The organism is Oryzibacter oryziterrae (assembly GCF_021864535.1).
Taxonomy (GTDB): domain Bacteria; phylum Pseudomonadota; class Alphaproteobacteria; order Rhizobiales; family Pleomorphomonadaceae; genus Pleomorphomonas; species Pleomorphomonas oryziterrae.
In genome coordinates, this window is record NZ_JAKJIC010000010.1 from 48,924 (window position 1) to 71,017 (window position 22,094).

Consider the following 22,094-nt stretch of genomic DNA (forward strand, 5'->3'; position numbering starts at 1 on the left):
ACCTGAAACGCCTTTGGCACCGCCCCGCCGGATTGGATTCCGGCGGGGCGGGCGCTATCTGGCGTCCCTGATCTCCTGGTCGCTGACCCTTGCGGTCACGCTGGCCGGGCTCGTCATCTTCACCTTCGCGCTGGGCGAAACCTCCCCGGCCGACCCGGCCCTGCATCTGGTCGGCGACCATGCGACGGAAGACGCCTATCAGGCGGCGCGCCGCTCGCTCGGCCTCGACAAGCCGGTGACAGAGCGTTTCGGCGACTATGTCGTGCGCCTTGCCCATGGCGACCTTGGAACCTCCTGGTCCTCGGCTCTGCCGGTTGCGCAGGAACTGTCGCAAGTCTTTCCCGCGACGCTGGAAATCTCGACCGTCGCGCTGGTGATCGGTGCCTCGCTGGGCCTTACGCTGGCCGTCGCAGCTGCCTACAAGCCGGGCGGCGCGGTGGATGCGGTGGTGCGGATCGTCTCGCTGCTGGGCTATTCGGTACCGATCTTCTGGCTCGGCCTGTTGATGCTGCTGCTGTTCTACGCCCGCCTCAACTGGACGCCGGGTCCTGGCCAGCTCAGCGACATGATCCAGTATGTCATCGAGCGCCCGACCGGCCTTGCTCTGGTGGATACCTGGATTTCCGGCGAACCCGGCGCTTTCGCCGATGCCGTCGGCCATATGATCCTGCCCGCCTTCGTGCTCGCCTTCCACATCCTCGCCGGCATCTCCCGGCTGGTGCGAGCCGCACTCATCACCGAGCTGTCGAAGGAATATGTCCTTGCCGCCCAGGCGCGTGGCGCCGGGCGCTTGCGTGTCTTGCTGCTGCATGCGCTGCCCAATGTTTCGGGCATTGCCGTCACGGTGATCGCGCTTGGCTACACCACCTTGCTGGAGGGGGCGATCTTCACCGAGACCGTCTTTGCCTGGCCCGGTATCGGTCGCTACATGTCGACGGCGGTGTTTGCGGCCGACATGCCCGCCATCCTGGGCGGCACGGTTGTGATCGGCGCCGCCTTCGTCATCGTCAACGCCTTGGCCGACCTGCTGGTTCGCCGCCTTGATCCACGGGTGCGGACATGAGCCTCGACCTTGCTGCGGATGCCGTCATCCAGTCGCGCACCGGCGTCCTCGAAGGATTGCGGCGCTCGCCCACCGCCCTCGTCGGCGTCATCCTGCTTGCGATTTTCCTTGGAGCGGCGGCTCTTGCCCCGCTGATCGCGCCCTACGACCCGATTGCTCAGGACATGGCCAATCGCCTGGCCGCGCCCAGTTGGAGCCATTGGCTTGGAACCGACGGTTTCGGGCGCGACCTCCTGTCCCGTCTCATCTTTGGCACCCGGCCGACCCTTGGCCTGATCGTGCTGGTGACGCTGGCATCGTTGCCCTTCGGCCTGCTAATCGGTGTGGTGGCGGGCGCCTTCGGCGGCTGGATTGAGCGCATTCTGATGCGTTTGACCGACATCGGCATGGCCTTTCCCCGCCTTGCGCTTGCCCTCGCCTTCGTGGCCGTGTTCGGACCGGGCATGGTGAACGGCGCCGTCGCACTCGCCATCACGGGCTGGCCCGCCTATGCCCGGCTGGCGCGCACGGAAGCCAGCGTGATCCGCCATGCCGACTTCATCGCCGCCGCCGAAATGGGGGGCATCCGCGGCTGGCGCCTGCTGTTCGGTCACATTTTGCCACTGGTTCTGCCGAGTGCGCTGGTTCGCATGGCGCTCGATATGGCCGGCATCATTCTCGCCACGGCCGGTCTCGGCTTCATCGGTCTCGGCGTGCAGCCGCCGACGCCGGACTGGGGCGGCATGGTGGCCGATGGTACGAAGGTGATCTTCGATCAGTGGTGGATCGCCGCCGCGCCGGGTTGCGCCATTCTGCTGGCGTCCCTGTCCTTCAACCTGATCGCCGACGGACTGCGCGACATTCTGGACCCTCGCCATGACTGACGCCCCGCTCGTTTCCGTCGAAAATCTGACGGTTCGCTTCGGTTCGGGCCGTCGCCCAGCCGTTGCCAACGTGTCCTTCTCCCTCGGCCGAGGGCGGCTCGGACTGGTCGGCGAATCCGGCTCCGGAAAGTCCATGACGGCCAAGGCCCTCATGGGCCTGTTACCGTCCGCGGCAAAGCTGACTGCAGATCGCCTCGACTTCGAGGGGCAGTCCCTGCTCGGCTTCTCCCCGCGCGACTGGGCAGCCTTTCGCGGCCGGAGTGCCGGCCTTGTACTTCAGGATCCCAAGTTTGCCCTCGACCCGGTGATGCGGATTGGTCGTCAGGTGGAGGAAACGCTGAAGCTGCACCTCAATCTCGGCAAGGCCGAGCGGCGGGAGCGGGTGGAGACAATCCTCGAGGCGGTCGGACTGCCTGATCCTAGACGCGTGATGATGTCCTTTCCACATGAGCTCTCGGGTGGCATGGGGCAACGGGTGATGATCGCCTCAGTGCTGGTGGCCGAGCCGCGGCTGCTGATTGCCGACGAGCCAACGTCGGCTCTCGACCAGGGTCTGCGCGACCAGATCCTCGACCTCATCGTCAGCCTAACCGAAAGCCGGTCCATGGGCCTTGTGCTGATCAGCCATGATCTCGAGCAGGTAGCCCGGTATTGCGACGAGGCGCTGGTGATGTATCAGGGGCAAGTGGTTGATCGTGGCGCGGCGCGCGACCTGCCTCATTCCACCCATCCCTATACCAGCGCGCTCTGGTCCTGCCGGCCTTCAGCCGCCACGCGCGGCCGGCCGCTGCCCACCTTCGACCGAACGCAACTGGAGATCCAGCCATGACCGCGGTCTCCATTCGCAATCTGCATGTGTCCTTCGAGCGTGAGGGGCGCGTCACCCCGGTTGTCAACGGCGTGTCGCTGGACGTGCAGCGCGGTGAAGTCTTCGGGCTGATCGGTCCTTCGGGCTGCGGCAAGTCGACAATCCTGCGCGTGCTCGCCGGCATCAACAGGCAATGGCGCGGCGACATCGATCTGTTGGGCGCCCCCCTTGCGCCCGGCCAGCGCATCTCAGGCACCCGGCGCCGCGGCGTGCAGATGGTGTTTCAGGATCCCTATGGTTCGCTGCATCCGCGCCATCGGGTTCGCCGCACCCTGACCGAACCGTTGCTGGTGGCCGGGCTGCCCGATGTCGAAACGCGTCTGCGGGAAACCTTGGCACAGGTCGGCTTCGAACCTGACGTGGCCGAGCGCTATCCGCACCAACTGTCCGGCGGCCAGCGGCAACGCATCGCCATTGCCCGGGCGCTGATCGTCGAGCCGGACCTGTTGCTCCTGGATGAGCCGACCTCGGCGCTGGACATGTCGGTTCAGGCCGACATTCTCAATCTGCTTACCGACCTCAAGGCCCGGCGCCCCCTGACCTACATCCTGGTCAGTCACGATCCCGGTGTCGTGGCACATATGTGTGACCGCGTCGTTGCGATGCAGGCTGGTCGGCTGGTGGAAATGTCTGACGCCTGACGTCTTTGAGTGTTCCACTTGGAACGCGATGGACCTCGCGGCAGCGGTGAACGTGGCCGGCCGGGCAGATGTCCCAAGCCTTGGTCCTAGCGACAAAGACGGCGTGACATCCTCTCGGATGCCACGCCCAAACGACCGGACTGATGATCGGTCTAGGGCCAGGGATATCCGGCCGTAGTGATCCCCTGCTTGGCGAGGGATGCGGAAATGTCTCGGCGCAGGCCGACGATGTCCTTCACCGGGACGGCGCGCAGCTTGTCGACCTCCGCCGTGTCGAAGGGGTGATAGTCCTTGGGGAGCGAAGTGCCGCCGAAGGTCTTCATCAGATAGTTCATCACCTCGGCGATCTCAGCGTTGGACAGGTTGGCGTTCACCACTCCCGGCACGTGCATCACGTAGGTGCGGCCAGCCTCATCGCGACTGAAGGCCCCGACATAGTTGCGGAAATCCGGGATGCCGCCCTTTTCGCTGCCCGATCCATCCATGCCATGGCAACCGACACAGCGCAGGATGAAGTTGGTCCTCGGCGTGCGATGCGGTGTCTCGGCGAGCACTGTTCCGCCGGCGATCACACCGGCTGCAAGTGCAGCGGCACCGAGAAGTGCAGAGACTGGATGGAGCTTCATGGGGCAACTCCTTTGCGCAAGGCGAGCAGGGCCTTGTGGCCGAGCGGCGCGGCGCGGGCGCCGGCGATCAGATCGGGCGTCACTGCGATCTTGGAGCCGTTGAGGTCCTGCAGCACATGATTTGCGGCAGCCATCAACTCGTCATCGGAGAGGTGTGCCTGGCTCGGCATGGCCAAGCCATAATAGCCCTGCCCTCCCGCCGTTATGGTGCCAGACAGACCGCCGATCATCACGTTGGCGACGTAGTAAGGCGCCTTGTCACCAAGCCGCTGCCACAGCGCTGGGTCGATCAGGGGCGGTGCCAGACCGGGCGTGCCCTTGCCACCCGATTGGTGGCAGGCGGCGCAGACGCTTTCGAACACCTTGGTCCCGTCGGCCGCCAGGGCAGGAAGGGCCACCGCGACGAACGCGGTGGCGAGCAGCATCTTGCGCATCATTCGGCGAGACCCACCAGAACGGCGACGGTGCAATGATAGCCGACCGATGCATTGGCCATGCACCAGTTGACGTCGTTGTGCAGGCCCATACGATAGCCGGGGCGTTCGCCCTGGTTGGTGTTGCAGAAGGGCGCGTTGTCGCATTCGGTGCGGCCACAGCAGTCGTTGTAGGACACCAGATAGTCCTTGCCGTCCACCGGGTTCTTGCAGGTGCCGACCCAGGAGACCTTGGAGGCCTCGGAGCCGGGCGGACACTGGGTCAGCGTGCCGCCGCAGGAGTTGCAGAGGTTTCCGTCGAGGGCGCAGTAGCGCCAGTAGTCGCAGGAAAGCTCGTCCACTTCCGCGGCCTTGGCCGGCAGGGCTCCGAAGGTACGGTCGAAGGGCAGTACCGGCAGAACGGCACCGCCGACGATCACAGCACCAGTGCGGGCAAGGAAGGAGCGGCGGCCGGTGCTCATGGCCATGCGGCGCGCACTGCCCTCGGCCATCTTGTCCATCCAGCCGGTGAGTTTGTCGATGAGGTTGAACACTTCATGGCTCCTTTCGGGTCATCCGCGCGCGGCGGCAGGCTGGTCGAGGTAGGACTGGATCGAGGACACGCCGAGTTCATGGGCGTTGAACAGGCTTTCCAGCTGTTCGCGGCTGTTGATCAGTCCCTTGGAGCGGATCACGCCGTCCGGTCCGATCAGCACGGCGAAGGGCAGACGGGAAACGCGATAGGCCAGTCCGAGTTCGGTGGAGTTGACGAAGGGGAAGGCCTTGAGCTCGGCACTGTCGATGAAGCGGCGCAGTTTGGCTTCCTCGCTGTCGGAAGCCAGCACCACGTCCACCGACGACTCCGACTGGCGGACGGATTTCAGCATGGGCAGCAGCTTCTTGCAGATCGGGCACGTGGACGACAGGAAGAAGACCAGCGTGGCCTTGCCCTGGCGCGGACCGATGGAAACCTCGCCGCCGTTGAGGCTGGGCAACTGGAACAGAGGGGATGCCTGTCCGACCTGCGGGCCGGAGTCGTTGACCAGGGCGCCCATGGGGGCGATGCGTTCAAACAGGACGCCGACCTGACGGGCGAGAGCAAACAGCGCGACGATCAGGGCGACGACGACCACCCAAAGAAGCGCGACGGCAAAGATGAGAGCGTTCATGCGGGTTCGTGTCCTTGTCAGTGTCGGGTTTTGAGATGGGATGCGTTGGAGATCATCTGCTCGGCGAGCAGGAAGCCGATGAACAGCGTGGCGCCGCCGGCGATCACAGTGAAGGCTTCCGCCGCGCCCAGCCCCTCACCGGGGCCGACGAGGCCGAGCAAGGCGATCAGCGCCAGCGCCGCGTTGCGCAGAAGCGTGGCGCTGTTGATGGGTTGCACCGGGCCGCCACAGCCGCATTCGATATGGCTGCGACCGCGATTGATGTTGATCGCCATGGCACCGGCGTAGACGATCAGCAGACCGGCACCGGCGACAAGGCCGAAGGGCCGCGTGAAAGGCGCGATGAGCGCGGCGGCGATGGCCGTTTCCAGGATGGCCAGAGCCAGAGCGATACTCTTCGACCAGGCACGCGGGGCCAGTTGATAATCCTCGACGAAGCCGGAAAAGGCCGTGAGATCGAACAGCTTGTGCAAGCTGGCGCGGGCGTAGAGGATCGCCGTGAAGGCGGTCGCCACGCCGGCGACGAGAGAGGGCCAGGTGCTGTCCATCATTCCACCAGATCAAGGGTGAGCGGGAAGCCGGTCAGCGTTGCCTCGCCTGCGGGCTTGAGGGCATAGCCCGCAGCGGGATCCGTCTCGAAGCGATAGAGCTTGCCCACCTCGGTGGAGCCGAAGATCACCGGCTTGTCGGAACGCGACACCACCAGCGAAGCGACGTCGGACACCTTTGAGCGCGACAGCACCTTCTTGGCCTTGAGGTCATAAGCCCAGATTTCCTCGGCGGGGAACTTGTGGCTGCCGTCCTTGGCGTCCGGATGCATCTGGATGAACAGCACGCCGATCTTGGGATCGATGCTCATCAGCTGGTAGCCGCCGGGGGCCCAACCGCCTTCGACGCCAGCGGCGATCTCGCTGGTGTCAAGCTTGGCGACCGTCTTGCCGCTGGGGTCGAGCTTGTAGAGGACGCCCTTGTAGGAAACGAAATAGAGCGCACCGTCATAGCTCTCGTCTTCGATGAAGATCGGATCGGCATCCGGATCGAAGATGGGGGCTGACGCCTCCGCCGCGGCCGTCTTGCCGTCGTCGGAAATCGTCACGGTCGAGAAGGTGCCGTCACCGCAGATGGTGGAAAAGCCGGTCTTGGCCGGCAGCGGGTAGATGCCCCAGCAGCCCGGCGTCGGAATTTCCTGCAGGGTGGTACCGGTGGCGACGTCGATCACCGACACCGAGGCGGCGGGCGTTGCGTTCTGCACGAAGACCAGCTTGCCGTCGCTCGACAGGCGCAGGAGCGCCGAGTAGCCGAGCGCCATGGCTGCCTTCGGGGGCAGGATCGCTTCGCTCTTGAGTGTGAGCTTGTCCACTTCGTAGGTCTGCAGCACCTGTTCATTCGGGCCGTAGACGATGCGCTTCAGGAAGGACGACTGGGACCAGGCGGTCTTGCCATCGGGCGAGATCAGCATCTGTCCCATGGAGCCGGTCGGCATCAGTCCCTTCAGCTTCAGGGTGTCCTGGGCGAAGACGGCGATCGAGCCGGCACCCTTCCATTCCTCCTGGTAGACGAAGACATTCGGACCGGGATCGATCGCCTCCTTCACCGACACCTGTTCCGGTTTGAAGGCCTCTTCTGCAAGGGCAGCCGGGGCGGTTGCGGCGGCGAGGAGTGCGCCAAGAGTGACATGCGTCAGTTTCAACACGGCAGGTCTCCATAGTGGGAATACCTAACCGTAGAACTGTGCAGACCTCGCCGGCTATCCGATTTCAAAACACCAATTGCCTAAAAATTAACCGTGCTCCATATGCGCTCACATGGCACTCTTACGTAAGTCCTTTTGCTCAGGGGGCAACATGGCAGACGGACGCCACGACGTAATCCACCGGCAGTTTTTCGACGGCTCCGAACAGGAAGGCGCGCTCGACGGCTGGACCCAACGCTACGTGCAAATGGGTCCTGGTCAGTATCTGGGCGAGGTTCGGCGCTTGTGTCTTGGCGGTATCAAGGTGACACGCGAAAGCATCAACGTGGCCACCGAGCAGCGCACCTCGCCGCCGGTCGGTCGCTCGGTCTTTGTGCAGTCACTGCGGCACAATGCCGGCTTTCGCATGAATGCGGAAGCGATTGCGCCGGAGAGCTCCTGCTTTGTCGCCGGTGGCGAGGAGTACCACGCCGCCATGCCGGAAGGCTGCGACATCGTCTTTGTCGAATACGATGCTCCCTCAGATGCCAAGTCCAGCCCATGGCCGGTCAGCACGGTGAATGCGGGAGCCGAAGCGGCCGCCTTTGCCAGCTGGCTGTTGTCGTTGCTGATGGCCTTTCCCGAGGTCGGCGGCGACACGCTGGAGATGGCTTCCCTGGTGCCGGGCATGATCACCGACAGGCTTTCCTATCTGCGGGATCTGGCCACGCGCGGTCTGCGACAGCGCACGTCTGCCTCCCAGACCGACTGGGCCGTGTTTCGTCTCGTCCGCGATCATCTCGACGGTGCCGGGAGTGATCCCCTGTCCGTCGCGGATGTCTGCCGGCGGATCGACCTGCCCGAGCCGGTGGTCCGGCAGGCTTTCATCAACACGGTTGGGCGTGGCCCCGGGAGCTGGATGCGGGACCAGCGCCTCAATGGCGCGCGCCGCGACTTGCTCAACCAGCAAGACCGCGCCTCTGTGTCCGAAGTCGCTGTTCGCTGGGGCTTCTGGCACCTCGGGCGCTTCTCCCGCTACTACGCCGATCTGTTCGGCGAACTGCCATCGCAGACGGCAACGCGCTCTGGTTCGGTGTCTTAGCCAACAGAGCAAGTGGCCGTGGCGTTCGTCCCAGCCAGAAGCTTCCAGTTCGGCCGCAAGGCATTGATGCTGGCGCGATAGGCTGCATGGGACACGTCCAGCTTGGCCGCAAGTATCGGATCGAAGGGCTCGGCGTCGCCGACTCCACCTGAGACCCAAGCTTTCACGCAGTCCGGCATAGACTGAAAGACACCCACTGAAACCGCTGCCATCATCGCCGCGCCAAGGGCTCCGGCTTCATTCTGCGGCGCCTGCCGCAGAGGACGCCCGAGAATGGCGCCAAGGGATCGCCGGATCACGGCACTGCGGCTGGCTCCGCCAGTGACCCTGATTTCCTGGGGAATCTCGCCCATGGCCTCGTAGCAATGACGGGCCGCGTGGCCGAGTGCCTCGTAGACCGACAGGGTTATGTCGCCTATCGCCTTGCCGGTCGCCAGACCGATCACCGCAGCTCGCGCCGAGGCGTCGACAAACGGGCCGCGCTCGCCAGCGGTGGAAGCGAAGGGATGGTAGATCAGGCCACCGGGCGAAGCTTCCGACGCCTTGCGGTCGAGAAAGGCCAGAATGTCGTCCCGGTCGCGACCCGATCCGTCAATCGACAGCACCGAAAGCACCAGATCAACTAGCCAGTCCAGGTTCAGCGTGCCGGACATGTTGGTCTGGATCTGAGCGTAAGCGCCGGCGACCGGGAACCGCATGGTATAGCCAGTCCGTTCGGTGTTGAAGCGAACGGCGTCCGCGTCGGCGGCAAGGCGCATGTGGATGCCTGTCGAGCCAAGGATCGTGCAGCCGATATCGCGCCCATCGGGATCGTGGAGACCGCTGCCGAGAGCTGCGCAGATCACGTCGCCCGCCCCCAGCACCACCGGTGTCCCGACAGACAAGCCGGTTGCGACGGCTGCGGCACTGGTCAACCTGTCGGCATGGCGAAGCCCGTCGAGGATCGGTGGCAGGAGGGCGCGCAAGGGCGCGGCAAAGCCGAGCGCATCGAGGACCGTGTCCGAATAGGCTTCTGTGTAGATGTCTCCGAAGGCGCTCAATCCCTCAGAGGGATCGGTCACCCTTTCCCCGGTCAGTCGGAAATAGAGCCAGTCCTTGCAGTGAAACACTGTCGCTGCGGCGGCGAGCCGCTCGGGTTCGGTTGCGCTCATGTCGAGAAGCTGCGCGCCTTGCTGGCAGGCATTGAGGCCGGTGCCGGTTGCCCGGTAGCGCGGCTCGTCCCGTTCGGCATCGGCCCGGAAGGCATCGACGCGCGCGGCGGCGCGACTGTCGAGCCAGATGCGCGCGGGGCCGACCGGATTGCCCTTGCCGTCGATCAGCCAGGTCCCGTCCCCCTGCCCCGTGACGCCGATTGCCAGCGTTCGCGTCGCGAGGTCCGGCAGTTGCGCGCCAAGTTGCCGGATCGCCTCCACGGCATGCACCCAGGTTGCCGCCATGTCCTGTTCGGCGCCGCCTCCGGCGAAGGTCCGATACTGGTTGGCAACGGCGCCGACCGCGAGCTGCCGGCCGGCCAGTGAAAAGGCGACGGCCTTGACGACCGAGGTTCCGGCGTCGAGGCCGATCAGAATGTCCTGCGCCATGGCGTCCGCTCGCTCAGTCAAGGCCGGTGCGCAGGAAAAGATCGGTACGGCGAAACAGGATGTCCTCCGCGCCGGTCGCCATTTCCTCCTCGGTCAGGAAACGCTGTTCGCCCAGCGAGATACCCCGGATATGGGATACCCCAGGCTCCCTGGCCACGTAGGCGGCGACGCGCGCAGCACGGGCGCCGTAGCGGACCACCAGCGAGGCCACCAGACTGTCGCGCAGACCGAACTTCGCCGCGATCTCCTGGATGAACAAAGCTCTCCCTGTCTCGTCAGCCGGCAGCCCCTGGGCACCGCCGATGGAGACATGGTCGGTGGCGACAAGCCGGCGGCGGCGGAGATGGTGCAATGCCGCGTCTGTGGCGTCGGCGGCGATGGTGCGGAAGGTGGTCCACTTGCCGCCGAGGATCGAGATGACCGGGCCACCGAAGGAGGCAGACTGGTGCTCCCCGATGGCATGATCGCGACTGCGTCCATTCACGTCGGCGTCGGAATGCAGCAATGGGCGGACGCCGTTGAGCCGCCGAACGATCTGCCGGTCGGTCACGAGCAACGACGGAAACAGGCGGTTGATGGCAGATAGAAGGTAGGCTTCCTCCGCCGGTGCCGTGCGGGCACTGTCCGGATCGGCGACGGGCACTTCGGTTGCCCCCAGGAGGACATTTTCTCCGATCGCATAGGTCACGCAAAGCCGGCGCTTGGACTTGACCGGTTCGGCATCCTCGAAGAACAGGATGTCCGGCCCGAGTGCGCGCGCAAGGTCGGGGGCTTCCAGCAGCAGGTGGGTTCCTGCTACTCCATCCACCAGACGGGTGTCGAGGCCGAAGAGCCCGTGCACGCGATCCACCAGTGCTCCGGCGGCATTGATGGCGAGCGGTGCCTCGAGGTCCAGTCGATCGGCGTCTGTCTTGCGGTCGCGGGCAACAATGCGCCCGGCTTCCACCCGTTCCGCTTCCACATAGTTGAGTGCGACCGAGCGCGGGCTGGCTGTGAGGCCATCCTCGATCAGCTCGATGGCGATGCGCTCGGGCGCGGCGATCAGCCCCTCGAACTCATGGGCGGCGCCGACGAAACTGGTGGCTATGCCGGGATAGCGCCGTTGCAGGACCGCCTTGCCGAAAACACCGCCGGAGGGCAGTGGCGAGCTGGGATTGGCCGGCGTGGTCCGGCGGGAGAGAAACTCGTAAAGCTTGACGCCTAGAAGCAGCACCGCCGCCCCGGGCTGCGTCTTGCCGCCGATCAGCTTCAGAAAGCGCAAGGGGGCAGCTATGGCGCCGGAAAGCCAGCTTTCGGTGGGGATCACCACCCGCACCGGCCGCACCTGATGCGGCGCGTTTCCGATGAACAGATTGCGGTCGCGCACTGCCTTGCGCACCAGCTTGACATCACCGCGTTCGAGATAGCGGAAGCCGCCCTGCGCCACCCGTGTGAGGGCGCCGCTGGCACCGGATGCGAAGTCGTTGCGTTCGATCAGCGCCACGCGCAGGCCCTGCAGGGCGAGATCGCGAAAGGTCGCCGCACCGGCGATGCCGCCGCCGATCACCACAGCATCGAAGCGAGGATCTGCGGCGAGATCGGCCAGTTGCTCGGCGCGATTGAGGCGAGGTGCCATGGGGTCAGGCCACCTTGCGGCTGACGATGTCAACCTCGGCGAAGGACGTGATCTGGCGGTAGCGCGGGTCGGGAGCGGTGTCTTCGCGCAGCACCTGAATCACCTGCACGCCCGCAGCGTCCGCCGCCACCAGCTCGCGCGGATTGTCGGTCAGGAAGACGATGCGCTGCGTCGGTACGCCGACACGGGCAGCGATCGCCTGATAGGACGCGGCCTCCACCTTGGCGCCGATATCGGTGTCGAAATGGCCGTTGAACAGGCTTCGGAGATCACCGGCTTCGGAGAACTGGAAGAACTGGATCTGCGCCTGAACCGATCCGGACGAGAAGATGTAGAGCGGCAGGCCCGCCGCCTTCCAGGCCACGAGCGCAGCGTGGGCGTCGGGGTAGATGTGCCCCTTGAACGCTCCCTCGCGATAGCCATGCTCCCAGATCAGCCCCTGCAGCTTCTTGAGCGGCGGCACCTTCAGGTCCTTGTCCTGCCAGCCGATCAGCGCCTCCAGCGGATCGCCGCCGTCCACCAGACGCGAGGCTTCGCTGAGGATGGCCTCGATCTCCGGCTCGCCCCTGCGTGCCGCGACATAGTCGGGAATGCGTGCCCGTGAAAAGGCATAGAGCACGCGGATGACATAGGACTGAGACGACAGCGTGCCCTCGATATCGAGAAGCACGAGATCGGCGTCGATCTTGATCTGAGATGACATGAAGTTCTCACCAGTTGCGCGAGGGATGCGGATCGAAGCCGACCGCTTCAAAGCGCGGCAGTGCGGCGATCACCGAAGCGATATCGGGATAGCGATCCGGATGGAGCAGCAGCGACCGGGCGAGCGCCAGGGCACCTGCCTTGGCGCGCGCTTGGGCCTCGGCACCCTCGATCACGTGGAAGTCGGCGATCTGGGCATAGCCGATGATGCGACGGATCACCTTCAGCGCCAGAAAACCGCGGGCATCGGCAAAGATGTCGTCAACGTAGGCCTGTCGCAGGCTTTCGAGCCGGCTTGCCCCCGCGGGATCGTTGAAATGGTCGCCGAAATAGGCGTCCCCCGCACCGGCCTCGGCGCGCCATATTTCAAGGAAGCGCTGGCGGAACGTGGACCAGAAGGCGGCGATATCCGTCTCGATCAGCCGGCGGTAGGCCTCGCGTTCGGTCTCATCACCCGGCTGTTCGTCCTTGGCGTACCAGGCCATGATGTAATGGGCGATGAAGTTGCCCACATCGAAGCCGCTCGGCCCGATCCAGGCGAATTCGCCGTCGATGACGCGCGTATCCTCCGCCGTCACCATCACCGAGCCCGAATGCAGGTCCCCGTGGATCAGCGACTGCGCCTTGCCGAAATAGAGCGCGCGCAGGCGGGCGACTTCCGACTTGAGGTCGACGTCGCTGCGGAAGGCAGCACCCCAGGCGGTGAGATAGGGTTCGATCAGCTTGTTGCGCCAGACCACCGTATAGGGGTCAGAGAAGATCAGGTCGGCAGAGATGCGCTGCAGCGACAGGTTCTTTGAAAACAGGCTGACGTCGGTGGCCTTGCGTTCGAAGGGCGCAGCAAGGTCCGAGGTATGGAAGCTCGCCTGGGCGATATATTCGGCCACGGCACCCGGCACAGCAGGATAATGATTGCCGGCGATCAGAGCCCGGCGCAGGATGATGTGCGGCTCCAGCTTCTCCATGACGATGACGAACTGCTCGGCATCGAAACTGTAGACCTCCGGTGCCAGCTGCCCCACATGCGGGGCGAGGCGCGCCATGTAGGCATCCTCGTAGATGGCGCGGTTGATGTCGAGCGGCCAGCCTTCACCGTGGATGCGGGCATAGGGAAGCGCCTGCTTGACGCAGACGCCGCCCTTGGGGCCGTCAACCAGGAACACCGAATTGATGTTGCCATCCGCCACGTCGCGTACGGTCCAATCAGACGGAGCGCCGCCGAGCCGGTCTACGACCGCCGGCAGCGTCTGAAGATAAGCCGGCACGGTGGCCGCGGACAGGATCCGGTATTGGCTGTTGGGAGCGTCGAGCAAGATCGTCCTCAGGCCGCTTCGTTGTAATAGGGAACGGTCGCCGAGATATCGTCGCCGGTGAAATGGGCGATCCAGCCTTCCTGGTTGGTGAACAGGCGGATCACCGTGAAGTTTCCGACCGGGCCGCCGTCGAACCAGTGCTTGACGCCATGCGGGACGGAGAGGAGATCACCGGCCTCGCCGACCACTTCGTAGACCTTGTCGCCGATGTGGAGATAGAAGGCGCCGGAGCCCTCGACGAAGAAGCGCACTTCGTCCTCGTCGTGGATGTGCTCACCGAGGAACTTCTGGCGCAGCGCCGGCCAGTTGGGATTGCCCGGCTTGATGTGGACCACGTCGGCATTGGTGTAGCCGCGCTCGGACTTCAGGCGATCGATCTCCGGAGCGTAGGCGGTCAGAATCTCTTCGCTGGAGGCGTCAGTCTTGAGCGGGTGGGAGGCTTCCCAACGCTCGATGCGGGCCCCTAGGCTCGAGACTGCCTCGGCAATCACCTGGAAGTCGCGGGTGTCGAGCAGGACATTGGCCGGATTGCCGGCCTCGTAGACGATCAACTGGGTCATGGCTGGTAGCTCCTGAACAGGATCAACTGGTTGAAGAGAACTTCGAGGGCTTCGAGGTGACGGAAAGCGTCGTCGGCACCGGCACCCCAGGCGTAGAGCCCGTGGCCGGCCAGGAGATATCCGGGCGCCGCGAAACGGGCTGCCTCCGCCGGCACCGCCAGGCGCGTTGCAACGCGGTCGGCCAGTGCGGCGATATCCTGATCGTTGGCGAAGACCGGCACTTCGACGACGGTCTCATGCGAGGTCACGCCCTTCAGAGCCTTCTGCAGCTCCCAGCCCTCGATCAGAACGCGCCCGGCAGCCTCGTGACGGCGGCCCAGGACGGACGCAGCCGGCGCATGGGCGTGGAAGATGGCGCCGATGCCGGGATTGTCGGCATAGAGGCGTGTGTGCAAGCCGGCTTCGGCCGACGAACGGGGTACCAAAGGCTCGGTGATATTCTGGATCAGCACGTCCTTGGGCGTCAGGGCACCCTTGTCGACGCCTGAGCGGGTGACGGCGATATGCTCGGCGTCGATGCGAACAGAGAAATTGCCGGAGGTGGCCGGGACCCAGCCGCGGGCGGACGCGGCACGGCCGGCCTCGATCACCTGGGCAACGGCCTCCGCACTTCCGGGGAGAGCGACTTCACGCGCCAAAACCGACATAGTCGATAAACTCCATATTCTTTATGTCGTAAATCTAGCCGGTTCGCCTTGTGACCTTGAGGCATCGTGATGCCGATTTGTTTGCGGGAGAGAAAAAACGGTTCGCTGCGAGCTGCCGCAGGAGAATGGTTTTGCCGATGGTCGGAAGGTTGTGTGTGATCCCCTGCCCGGCCATCGGCCTTTTCAAATCACGCGTCCAGCGCCGCCTTGAGGTCGGCGATGAGGTCGTCACCGTCCTCGATGCCGGCGGAGATGCGCACCAGACCATCGGAAATGCCCAGCGCCGCCCGCTGCTCCGGCGGGATCGAGGCGTGCGTCATGATCGCCGGATGCTCGATCAGGCTTTCAACGCCGCCAAGGCTCTCGGCCAGCGTGAACAGCTGGGTGTTCTCGAGGAAGCGCTTTGTCCCCGCAAGATCGCGGTCGAGCACGAAGGTGACGATGCCACCAAAGGCTTTCATCTGTGCCTTGGCCAGCGCATGCTGCGGATGGCTTTCGAGGCCGGGATAGATCACCTGCTTCACATCCGGCCGCGTTTCGAGATAGCGGGCGATGGCCAGCCCGTTTTCCGAATGCCGCTGCATGCGCAGCGCCAGCGTCTTCAAGCCGCGCAGTGCCAGGAAGCTGTCGAAGGGGCCGGAAATGCCACCGATGGCATTTTGCAGGAAGCCGAGCTTCTGGCGCAGCTCCGCATTGGCGCCCACCACCACCGAGCCGCCGACCATGTCCGAGTGGCCGTTGAGATATTTGGTGGTCGAATGCACGACGATGTCGATGCCGTGTTCCAGCGGCCGCTGGTTGTAGGGGCTGGCAAAGGTGTTGTCGGCGACCGAGATCAGCCCGTGCCGCCGGGCGATACCGGCAAGCGCGGAGAGATCGGCGATGCGCAGGGTCGGGTTGGTGGGCGTCTCGATCCAGATCAGCCTGGTTTCCGGCCGGATCGCCGCTTCGACGGCGGCAAGGTCGGCAAAATCCACCAGCGTGTAGCTGAGCCCAGCCGTGCGCGCCCGCACCTTGTCGAACAGGCGGAAGGTGCCGCCGTAGAGATCGTTGGACGCCACCACATGACCGCCATGGTCGAGCAGTTCGAGAACGGTCGAAATGGCCGCAAGGCCCGAGGCGAAGGCAAAGCCGGCGGTGCCGCTTTCCAGATCCGCGATGCAGCGCTCGAAGGCCTGCCGCGTGGGGTTCTGCGAACGGGCATATTCCCAGCCCTTGTGCACGCCGGGGCTTTCCTGCGCGAAGGTGGATGTGGCGTAGATCGGCACCATCACCGCGCCGGTGGTGGGATCATGGCTCTGGCCACCGTGCACGGTGCGGGTGGAAAAGGCCAGGCGATGGTTGGCAAGCGAGTTGGTCACGAATGCAGCCTCAGGTGATTGATCAGATCGACGCGGGTGATGAGGCCGAGGAACTCCCCCTCGGACAGGATGAGCGCCACTTCGCCACGATCGAAGATCGGCAGCAGGGCGTCCAGTTTTTCGGTCACGTCGAGCGTGTGCAGGTCGCGCACCATCACCGAGGCCACGGTGTCGCGGAAGCCTTTGCCGCCCGCGTCCAGCCCACCGAGGATGTCGCTCTCATCGACGATGCCGACGAGGCGCTCACCGTCCACCACCGGCACCTGACTGACGTCGGCGGTGCGCATGCGCTTGTAGGCCGTGGCGAGCGTATCGTCGGGGCGCACGGTGACCGTCATGCCAGAACTGTGCGAACGCAGGATCAGGTCGCTCAGGTCACCGTTGAGTTCGCGCCCCGCAAGGCCCTGCTCTGCCAGCCAACCGTCGTCATAGACCTTGGAAAGATATTTTGACCCGGTATCGCAGACGAGTGTCACCACCCGCTGCGGCGTGGTCTGGGCGCGGCAATAGCGCAGAGCGGCGGCGAGCAGCGTGCCGGACGACGATCCGGCCAGGATGCCCTCGCGCGTCAGCAACTGCCGCGCCGTGCTGATGGCCTCGCCATCGGTGATGGTATAGGCGTCGGCCACCAGCGACAGATCGCAGTTGGGCGGCACGAAGTCCTCGCCGATGCCCTCGACGGCCCAAGAGCCGGCCTCGATCAGTTCACCGGTCTTGACGAGCGGTGCCAGCACCGACCCGGCCGGATCGGCGAGGATCATCTTGGTCTTGGGCGAGACCTCGCGGAAATAGCGACCGAGCCCGGTGAGGGTGCCGCCCGAACCAACACCGACCACCACCGCATCGATGTCGCCGTCGAGCTGCTCGAACAGTTCCGGACCGGTGGTCGTCTGATGCGCCCGCGGATTGGCGGGATTGGCGAACTGGTTGGCGTAGAAGGCGCCAGGGATCTCGGCGGCCAGCCGCTCGGCCATGTCCTGGTAGTAGTCAGGGTGCCCCTTGCCGACGTCGGAGCGGGTCGTGCGTACCTCGGCGCCCATGGCGCGGAGATGGCCGACCTTCTCGCGTGACATCTTGTCAGGCACCACCAGGATCACGCGATAGCCGCGCGGCAGGCCGACCTGCGCGAGGCCGAGGCCGGTATTGCCGGCCGTCGCCTCGATGATGGTGCCGCCCGGCTTCAGCCGTCCGTCGGCCTCGGCGGCGGCGATCATCGACCGGGCCACCCGATCCTTGATGGAGCCGCCGGGATTGTTGCTCTCGAGCTTGACGAACAACCGGCAAGGGCCGGTGTCGAAGGTGGTGAGTTCGACGAGCGGCGTCGATCCGATCAGGTCCAGCACGGACCTTGCGGGCTTGCGTAATTCACTCATGGCTGCGCGGGCTCCATGTTTCCAACAGGTCTCAAATCGAGGAACGCGAGAAACGAGGGCCGCAAATTTGCCCCGTCACCCGCGAGGCATTCAGTTCACGCCGCCATGGGCCACCCCACGGACGAGGTGGCGCTGGGCGAACAGCGCGATCAGGTCAACCAGCGCGATACCGGTCAGCGAGGCGGCGGCCATCTGGCCGAAATCGACCAGAAAACCGCCCTGGAACAGCGAGATTCCCACCGTCAGCGCGTGCGAAGCGTCGCCGAAGGTGAAGGTGGTGGCGGCAATGCCCAATGAGAACCACGCGAGCGGCGCAACGCAGATCCCGCGGGTCACCAAACGAGTCAGACGCCGCATGGCAGCGCGCATCGCGAGCCAGCCATAGGCAGCTGTTCCAGCCTCACTCGGGTCGAGAACCAGGATCACGCGGCCACCTGCAGGCGATGAGGATGGGTTGGGCCGGTGCCTGCGCCCGTGTCGTCCAACGCCTTGGAGATATCGAAGAAGTCCCGCACCGTGAGGGACAGGGTGGCGCCATCAAGCCAGCCGTCGATCTGCTCCGGCCGGCGCGCGCCAACGATGGCTCCGCTGACGCCGGGCCAGGCCAAGACCCAGGCGATGGCCACGGCGGCCACCGAACTGTCGCGGCGTCGGGCGATCGGCTTCAACGCCTCGACGAAGGCGAGATTGCGCTCGAGGGCCGGGCTGACGAAGTCGGCACCTTGCTTGCGCCAGTCGTCAGCTGGCAGCGCGGCCACGCGATCGGCGGAGAAGGCGCCGGTCAAAAGGCCATTCTGCAGCGGGCTGTAGACGATGACGCCGGTTTCGTTGTTCTGGCACCAGGGCAACTCGGCGGCGGCCACGCCCCGGGTCAGAGCCGAGAACGGTGGCTGCAACGTATCCACGTGACCAACGCGTTCGGCGCGCTCCAGCGCTCCCACGTCATGGTTGGAAAGCCCGATGGCTCGCAGCTTGCCGGCCTGCTTGAGGTCCACGAGCGCGGCCCAATATTCCTCGATCTCCGTTCCGTCGCGCGGCGGCCAGTGAATCTGCAGAAGATCGATGGTCTCGACACCCAGACGCGTCAGCGAGGCTTCCACCTGTTTCTTCAACCGGCGTGGCGAGGCGATGAACTTGGGATAGGCCTTGCGGCTGCGGCCATCCCACTCCAGACCGGCCTTGGTGAAGACATATGGCCGCTCCGCCTGCGGAATCTCCGCGAGCGCCCGCCGGACGATTTCTTCCGAATGACCGAGCCCGTAGATGGGTGCCGTGTCGATCCAGTTGACGCCGCGTTCCACCGCATGGCGGATGGTGGCGATGGACTGGGCGTCGTCCTGCGGCCCCCATCCGAAGGTCCAGTCGGCGCCGCCGATCGCCCAAGCACCCAAACCAACCGGCGTGATGTCAAAACCGGTTCGCCCGAGCGGGCGCGTAGGAAGCGATGAGGTTGGCATGGCGGGATCTCCGAAAGGAAAAGGAGTACCCCGGCCGCTGGTTGGGCCGGGGCACAGAGCGTTGAGGGACAATCAACCCTCGATGATCTCGGTCCACTTGGTGTGGGAGTCGGCAATCGCCTGCTCCGGCACCTTCGCACCGGTTAGCGCATCGAAGTCGGATGCCAGCTTCTTGCCGGTGACCACGTGCTGCTGAATGAACTGCGGATGGATGGTCTTGTCCGAATGTTCCTGCGCGGCGGCGAGCCGGGCGCCAAAGGGCAAGGCGGCTGCCGCTGCAGCGGTCTTCAAGAGACTGCGGCGATTGCGAAAGAAGCTCCACTGGAGTTCGTCGTTGCGGTCGACCATGATCACCCCGTTGGAATAGCCGTGGATACCGGAGCGAAGCCGAGCAAACTGAGCTACCAGAGCCCGGATGTCCTGCCTCGCAAGATCTCCAGTCCAAGATAACCAAGTCGCCAATAAACTATTAGGTCGATAGATTTTATAATTTTTCGATCAGCGGAAACTCCATTCCGCTTTTGGGGGCGGGGAATGGAACGTTGTTCCCTTGAGCGAAAATACACTGCGGGCGGGCGGCCTCAGGCAAGCCGATTGCGAGGCCTCGACGCGCCGCACTCCGCACGTCGTCGCCCGGCTCTGGCCTTCGCGCCTTTCCATCGGTGGGAGGCCCGGTATTTCAACACGAGACGTTCCACCGATGGAGCGCTGATACCAGTCAAGTGCACCACTCCCGCGCAATGCCGGGAGCGGCCGCCGCCCCTTTAGAGCAGCGTCAGACGCAGGCCGTCGCTGCCGGCAACAAGCGTGCCGCGGCTGGTCTCCGCAGCGTCGCCCGTGGACGAGCGTGCCTTATAGCCTACCAGCAGCAACTGCCAAGGACGGTTCGCCTCAGCGGAGATGACGATCTCGTCGCCTGTGCGGGTCGCGACGACCGACACCCGACCACCCTGCTCCCCGCCGCTCGTCACGACGCACCGCGCCGTGCGACCGTCACCCAAGGCGTAGAGTTCGAGCACAACCTCGCCGGCATAGTCGTAGTCCACCGTGTCGTCGCGCGCGCCGACAGCCAGCAGGCTGTCCTCCCGCACGTAGAGAGGCAGCGAGAAGACGTCGTGGGTCTCGCGGTGCCAGCCGCCCGACTTTTTCTCGCCGGTGAGGTAATGGGTCCAGGTGCCCGCGGGCATATAGACATCGACCACGCCCGACTTGGCGAAGACCGGTGCGACAAGCAGGGAACCGCCGAGCATATACTGACGGTCGAGCAGCACCGCGCCGGGATCGTCCGGGAATTCGAGCACCATGGCCCGCATCATCGGAACGCCGGCGTCTCGAGCTTCCCGCGCGACGGCCCAGAGATAGGGCATCAGGCCGTATTTCAGCTTGGAGAAATGCCGGAGCACATCGACGGCCTCCTCGTCGAATGCCCAGGGGACGCGGTAGCTGTCCGAACCGTGCAGCCGGCTGTGGCTCGACATCAGACCGAAGGCGCACCAGCGCTTGTAGACGTCGGGCGTCGCCGTGCCCTCGAAGCCGCCAATGTCGTGGCTCCAGAAGCCGAAGCCGCACAGGCCGAGCGACAGGCCACCGCGCAAGGATTCAGCCATGGATTCATAGTTGGAATCGCAGTCGCCGCCCCAGTGCACCGGGAACTGCTGGCTGCCGACCGAGGCCGACCGGGCGAACACGATGGCGTCGCCGCCCTTCTCGGCGGTCAGGAAGTCGAAGACCACCTTGTTGTAGAGATAGGCGTAGTAATTGTGCATGCGCTCCGGGTCGGAGCCGTCATGCCAGATCACGTCGGTGGGGATGCGCTCGCCGAAATCGGTCTTGAAGGCGTCGACGCCCATGTCCATCAGGCGCTTGAGATGGCTGCAGAACCAGGCGCCGGCTTCGGGATTGGTAAAGTCGACGATGGCCTGGCCGGGCTGCCACAGGTCCCATTGCCAGACGCTGCCGTCGGGGCGCTTGAGGAAGTAGCCCTTCTCCTTGCCTTCCTTGAACAGGCGCGAGAACTGGCTGATGTAGGGATTGATCCAGACGCAGACGTTGACGCCGCCTTCCTTCATCCGCGCCATCTGACCGACCGGATCGGGGAAGATCTTGGGATCCCACTCGAAGTCGCACCAGTGCAGACCGCGCATCCAGTAGGCGTCGAAATGGAAGACCCGCAGGGGAATGCCGCGCTGGCGCATGCCTTCGACGAAGCCCGTGACGGTTTCCTCGTCATAGCGGGTGGTGAACGAGGTGGAGAGCCAAAGGCCGAAGGACCAGGCCGGCGGCAGTGCCGGGCGTCCGGTCAGCCCGGTGTAGCGGGTGAGCACCTCCTTGGGGCTGGGTCCGTCGATGACGTAATAGTCGAGGCTTTCGCCCGCCACCGAGAACTGGGCCTTGGACACCTTTTCCGAGGCGATCTCGAATTCGACGCGGCCCGGATTGTCGACGAACAAGCCCCAACCACGGTTGGTCAGGAAGAAGGGGATGTTCTTGTAGGCCTGTTCGGTGCCGGTGCCGCCGTCGCGGTTCCAGATGTCCACCGTCTGGCCGTTCTTGACGAAGGCGCCGAAGCGCTCGCCGAGGCCATAGACATTTTCAGCGACCGAGAGGTCAAGGCGCTCGAACACGTGTGCGCTGCCATCCCGCTCGTCGACCGCGTGTCCGCTGGCCTTCAGGCGCGAACCGGTCAGCCGTTCGTCGCCACGCAGGAAGTCGAGGGCGTAGGGACCCGAGCGCGGCAGGCGGACAGCGAGGCTTCCAGAGTGCAGCGAGACAGTGCTCTCGGTCTCCTCGATGCGGCCGACGCCGGTCTGTCGGTTGAGGGCAAACTGAGGTTTCTGCGGCAGGCCTCCGGCGAAATGCTGGAGGCTGACGCAGATGACGCCTTCGGCCGGGGCCGACAGGCGCAAGGTGAAGACCGGCAGGTTGAGCTGGTCGCCCAGCGTCTTGAGCGGGCGCGAGGCGACGAGCGCCATCAGTTCGTCGCCCTCGATGCGCACCTCGTGCACGAAGACCGGATGAAGAAGGGATAGTTCCTTGGGAACCAGCCAATTGCCATCGCTGAATTTCATC

General features: G+C 64.9%; 23 protein-coding genes. 5 read left to right on the forward strand and 18 right to left on the reverse strand.

The window, feature by feature from the left end; all coding sequences use genetic code 11:
* Window positions 1-13 precede the first annotated feature (13 nt).
* The 4 genes from L2I41_RS12140 to L2I41_RS12155 are packed head-to-tail and all read left to right on the forward strand — an operon-like array spanning window position 14 to window position 3,435.
* The gene (locus L2I41_RS12140; RefSeq protein WP_237153827.1) at window positions 14-1,063 is read left to right on the forward strand and encodes an ABC transporter permease; all 1,050 of its coding nucleotides are present in this window, start codon (window positions 14-16) and stop codon (window positions 1,061-1,063) included.
* Window positions 1,060-1,926, forward strand: a complete 867-nt coding sequence (locus tag L2I41_RS12145) for an ABC transporter permease (RefSeq protein ID WP_237153828.1) — start codon at window positions 1,060-1,062, stop codon at window positions 1,924-1,926. The genes L2I41_RS12140 and L2I41_RS12145 overlap by 4 nt, the downstream gene beginning before the upstream one ends.
* Window positions 1,919-2,755, forward strand: a complete 837-nt coding sequence (locus L2I41_RS12150; RefSeq protein ID WP_237153829.1) for an ABC transporter ATP-binding protein — start codon at window positions 1,919-1,921, stop codon at window positions 2,753-2,755. Before L2I41_RS12145 ends, L2I41_RS12150 begins: the two co-directional genes overlap by 8 nt.
* The gene (locus tag L2I41_RS12155) at window positions 2,752-3,435 is read left to right on the forward strand and encodes an ABC transporter ATP-binding protein (RefSeq protein WP_237153830.1); all 684 of its coding nucleotides are present in this window, start codon (window positions 2,752-2,754) and stop codon (window positions 3,433-3,435) included. The genes L2I41_RS12150 and L2I41_RS12155 overlap by 4 nt, the downstream gene beginning before the upstream one ends.
* 152 nt (window positions 3,436-3,587) lie before the next feature.
* Here L2I41_RS12155 and L2I41_RS12160 read toward each other — a convergent pair whose 3' ends face one another.
* Genes L2I41_RS12160 through L2I41_RS12185 form a run of 6 tightly spaced genes read right to left on the reverse strand, consistent with a single transcriptional unit; the run spans window position 3,588 to window position 7,336 of the window.
* Window positions 3,588-4,061 (reverse strand): c-type cytochrome, encoded by a 474-nt coding sequence (locus tag L2I41_RS12160; protein WP_237153831.1) that lies wholly within the window; start codon window positions 4,059-4,061, stop codon window positions 3,588-3,590.
* The gene (locus tag L2I41_RS12165; protein WP_237153832.1) at window positions 4,058-4,498 is read right to left on the reverse strand and encodes a c-type cytochrome; all 441 of its coding nucleotides are present in this window, start codon (window positions 4,496-4,498) and stop codon (window positions 4,058-4,060) included. The genes L2I41_RS12160 and L2I41_RS12165 overlap by 4 nt, the downstream gene beginning before the upstream one ends.
* On the reverse strand, window positions 4,495-5,028 hold the full coding sequence (locus L2I41_RS12170; protein ID WP_237153833.1) for a methylamine dehydrogenase light chain: 534 nt from the start codon (window positions 5,026-5,028) through the stop codon (window positions 4,495-4,497). The genes L2I41_RS12165 and L2I41_RS12170 overlap by 4 nt, the downstream gene beginning before the upstream one ends.
* An 18-nt stretch (window positions 5,029-5,046) precedes the next feature.
* Window positions 5,047-5,643, reverse strand: coding sequence for a methylamine dehydrogenase accessory protein MauD (gene mauD, locus L2I41_RS12175; protein WP_237153834.1), 597 nt, complete (start codon window positions 5,641-5,643; stop codon window positions 5,047-5,049).
* A gap of 17 nt (window positions 5,644-5,660) precedes the next feature.
* Complete coding sequence (locus tag L2I41_RS12180; RefSeq protein WP_237153835.1) at window positions 5,661-6,194, reverse strand: MauE/DoxX family redox-associated membrane protein; 534 nt, start codon at window positions 6,192-6,194, stop codon at window positions 5,661-5,663.
* On the reverse strand, window positions 6,191-7,336 hold the full coding sequence (locus L2I41_RS12185; protein WP_237153836.1) for an amine dehydrogenase large subunit: 1,146 nt from the start codon (window positions 7,334-7,336) through the stop codon (window positions 6,191-6,193). The genes L2I41_RS12180 and L2I41_RS12185 overlap by 4 nt, the downstream gene beginning before the upstream one ends.
* Window positions 7,337-7,487: 151 nt before the next feature.
* On the opposite strand from L2I41_RS12185, the gene L2I41_RS21540 reads away from it, so the two are divergent.
* Window positions 7,488-8,417 (forward strand): helix-turn-helix domain-containing protein, encoded by a 930-nt coding sequence (locus tag L2I41_RS21540; RefSeq protein WP_304610556.1) that lies wholly within the window; start codon window positions 7,488-7,490, stop codon window positions 8,415-8,417.
* Here the strand turns inward: L2I41_RS21540 and L2I41_RS12195 are convergent.
* The 12 genes from L2I41_RS12195 to yicI all read right to left on the reverse strand — a co-directional run bounded on the left by L2I41_RS12195 (window position 8,414) and on the right by yicI (window position 22,093).
* Window positions 8,414-9,997: an FGGY-family carbohydrate kinase gene (locus tag L2I41_RS12195; RefSeq protein WP_237153837.1), complete on the reverse strand. Its 1,584-nt coding sequence runs from the start codon at window positions 9,995-9,997 to the stop codon at window positions 8,414-8,416. The two genes, L2I41_RS21540 and L2I41_RS12195, sit on opposite strands and share 4 nt — an antisense overlap.
* Window positions 9,998-10,010: 13 nt before the next feature.
* Complete coding sequence (locus tag L2I41_RS12200; protein WP_237153838.1) at window positions 10,011-11,612, reverse strand: FAD-dependent oxidoreductase; 1,602 nt, start codon at window positions 11,610-11,612, stop codon at window positions 10,011-10,013.
* A 4-nt stretch (window positions 11,613-11,616) separates the two neighbouring features.
* Window positions 11,617-12,315 (reverse strand): acireductone synthase, encoded by a 699-nt coding sequence (mtnC, locus tag L2I41_RS12205; protein WP_237153839.1) that lies wholly within the window; start codon window positions 12,313-12,315, stop codon window positions 11,617-11,619.
* A 7-nt stretch (window positions 12,316-12,322) separates the two neighbouring features.
* A complete protein-coding gene (gene mtnK / locus L2I41_RS12210; protein WP_237153840.1) occupies window positions 12,323-13,627 on the reverse strand; it encodes an S-methyl-5-thioribose kinase in 1,305 nt (434 codons plus the stop codon).
* Between the two features lie 8 nt (window positions 13,628-13,635).
* Window positions 13,636-14,187: a 1,2-dihydroxy-3-keto-5-methylthiopentene dioxygenase gene (locus L2I41_RS12215; protein WP_237153841.1), complete on the reverse strand. Its 552-nt coding sequence runs from the start codon at window positions 14,185-14,187 to the stop codon at window positions 13,636-13,638.
* The gene (gene mtnB, locus L2I41_RS12220; protein ID WP_237153842.1) at window positions 14,184-14,834 is read right to left on the reverse strand and encodes a methylthioribulose 1-phosphate dehydratase; all 651 of its coding nucleotides are present in this window, start codon (window positions 14,832-14,834) and stop codon (window positions 14,184-14,186) included. The genes L2I41_RS12215 and mtnB overlap by 4 nt, the downstream gene beginning before the upstream one ends.
* Before the next feature lie 188 nt (window positions 14,835-15,022).
* Window positions 15,023-16,195, reverse strand: a complete 1,173-nt coding sequence (locus L2I41_RS12225) for a trans-sulfuration enzyme family protein (RefSeq protein ID WP_237153843.1) — start codon at window positions 16,193-16,195, stop codon at window positions 15,023-15,025.
* Window positions 16,192-17,568, reverse strand: coding sequence for a pyridoxal-phosphate dependent enzyme (locus tag L2I41_RS12230; RefSeq protein WP_237153844.1), 1,377 nt, complete (start codon window positions 17,566-17,568; stop codon window positions 16,192-16,194). The genes L2I41_RS12225 and L2I41_RS12230 overlap by 4 nt, the downstream gene beginning before the upstream one ends.
* A 90-nt stretch (window positions 17,569-17,658) precedes the next feature.
* On the reverse strand, window positions 17,659-17,994 hold the full coding sequence (locus L2I41_RS12235; protein WP_237153845.1) for an ABC transporter permease family protein: 336 nt from the start codon (window positions 17,992-17,994) through the stop codon (window positions 17,659-17,661).
* Window positions 17,991-19,025 (reverse strand): aldo/keto reductase, encoded by a 1,035-nt coding sequence (locus L2I41_RS12240; RefSeq protein ID WP_237153846.1) that lies wholly within the window; start codon window positions 19,023-19,025, stop codon window positions 17,991-17,993. Before L2I41_RS12240 ends, L2I41_RS12235 begins: the two co-directional genes overlap by 4 nt.
* A 72-nt stretch (window positions 19,026-19,097) precedes the next feature.
* On the reverse strand, window positions 19,098-19,373 hold the full coding sequence (locus L2I41_RS12245) for a hypothetical protein (protein ID WP_237153847.1): 276 nt from the start codon (window positions 19,371-19,373) through the stop codon (window positions 19,098-19,100).
* 416 nt (window positions 19,374-19,789) lie between these two features.
* Window positions 19,790-22,093 (reverse strand): alpha-xylosidase, encoded by a 2,304-nt coding sequence (yicI, locus tag L2I41_RS12250; protein WP_237153848.1) that lies wholly within the window; start codon window positions 22,091-22,093, stop codon window positions 19,790-19,792.
* Window position 22,094 lies beyond the last annotated feature (1 nt).

Coding starts and splice junctions, on each gene's coding strand:
- L2I41_RS12145 (WP_237153828.1), top strand. CDS start 1,060: ATGAGCCTCGACCTTGCTGCGGATGCCGTCATCCAGTCGCGCACCGGC.
- L2I41_RS12150 (WP_237153829.1), top strand. CDS start 1,919: ATGACTGACGCCCCGCTCGTTTCCGTCGAAAATCTGACGGTTCGCTTC.
- L2I41_RS12155 (WP_237153830.1), top strand. CDS start 2,752: ATGACCGCGGTCTCCATTCGCAATCTGCATGTGTCCTTCGAGCGTGAG.
- L2I41_RS12160 (WP_237153831.1), bottom strand. CDS start 4,061: ATGAAGCTCCATCCAGTCTCTGCACTTCTCGGTGCCGCTGCACTTGCA.
- L2I41_RS12165 (WP_237153832.1), bottom strand. CDS start 4,498: ATGATGCGCAAGATGCTGCTCGCCACCGCGTTCGTCGCGGTGGCCCTT.
- mauD (WP_237153834.1), bottom strand. CDS start 5,643: ATGAACGCTCTCATCTTTGCCGTCGCGCTTCTTTGGGTGGTCGTCGTC.
- L2I41_RS12180 (WP_237153835.1), bottom strand. CDS start 6,194: ATGATGGACAGCACCTGGCCCTCTCTCGTCGCCGGCGTGGCGACCGCC.
- L2I41_RS21540 (WP_304610556.1), top strand. CDS start 7,488: ATGGCAGACGGACGCCACGACGTAATCCACCGGCAGTTTTTCGACGGC.
- L2I41_RS12195 (WP_237153837.1), bottom strand. CDS start 9,997: ATGGCGCAGGACATTCTGATCGGCCTCGACGCCGGAACCTCGGTCGTC.
- L2I41_RS12200 (WP_237153838.1), bottom strand. CDS start 11,612: ATGGCACCTCGCCTCAATCGCGCCGAGCAACTGGCCGATCTCGCCGCA.
- mtnC (WP_237153839.1), bottom strand. CDS start 12,315: ATGTCATCTCAGATCAAGATCGACGCCGATCTCGTGCTTCTCGATATC.
- L2I41_RS12215 (WP_237153841.1), bottom strand. CDS start 14,187: ATGACCCAGTTGATCGTCTACGAGGCCGGCAATCCGGCCAATGTCCTG.
- mtnB (WP_237153842.1), bottom strand. CDS start 14,834: ATGTCGGTTTTGGCGCGTGAAGTCGCTCTCCCCGGAAGTGCGGAGGCC.
- L2I41_RS12230 (WP_237153844.1), bottom strand. CDS start 17,568: ATGAGTGAATTACGCAAGCCCGCAAGGTCCGTGCTGGACCTGATCGGA.
- L2I41_RS12240 (WP_237153846.1), bottom strand. CDS start 19,025: ATGCCAACCTCATCGCTTCCTACGCGCCCGCTCGGGCGAACCGGTTTT.
- L2I41_RS12245 (WP_237153847.1), bottom strand. CDS start 19,373: ATGGTCGACCGCAACGACGAACTCCAGTGGAGCTTCTTTCGCAATCGC.
- yicI (WP_237153848.1), bottom strand. CDS start 22,093: ATGAAATTCAGCGATGGCAATTGGCTGGTTCCCAAGGAACTATCCCTT.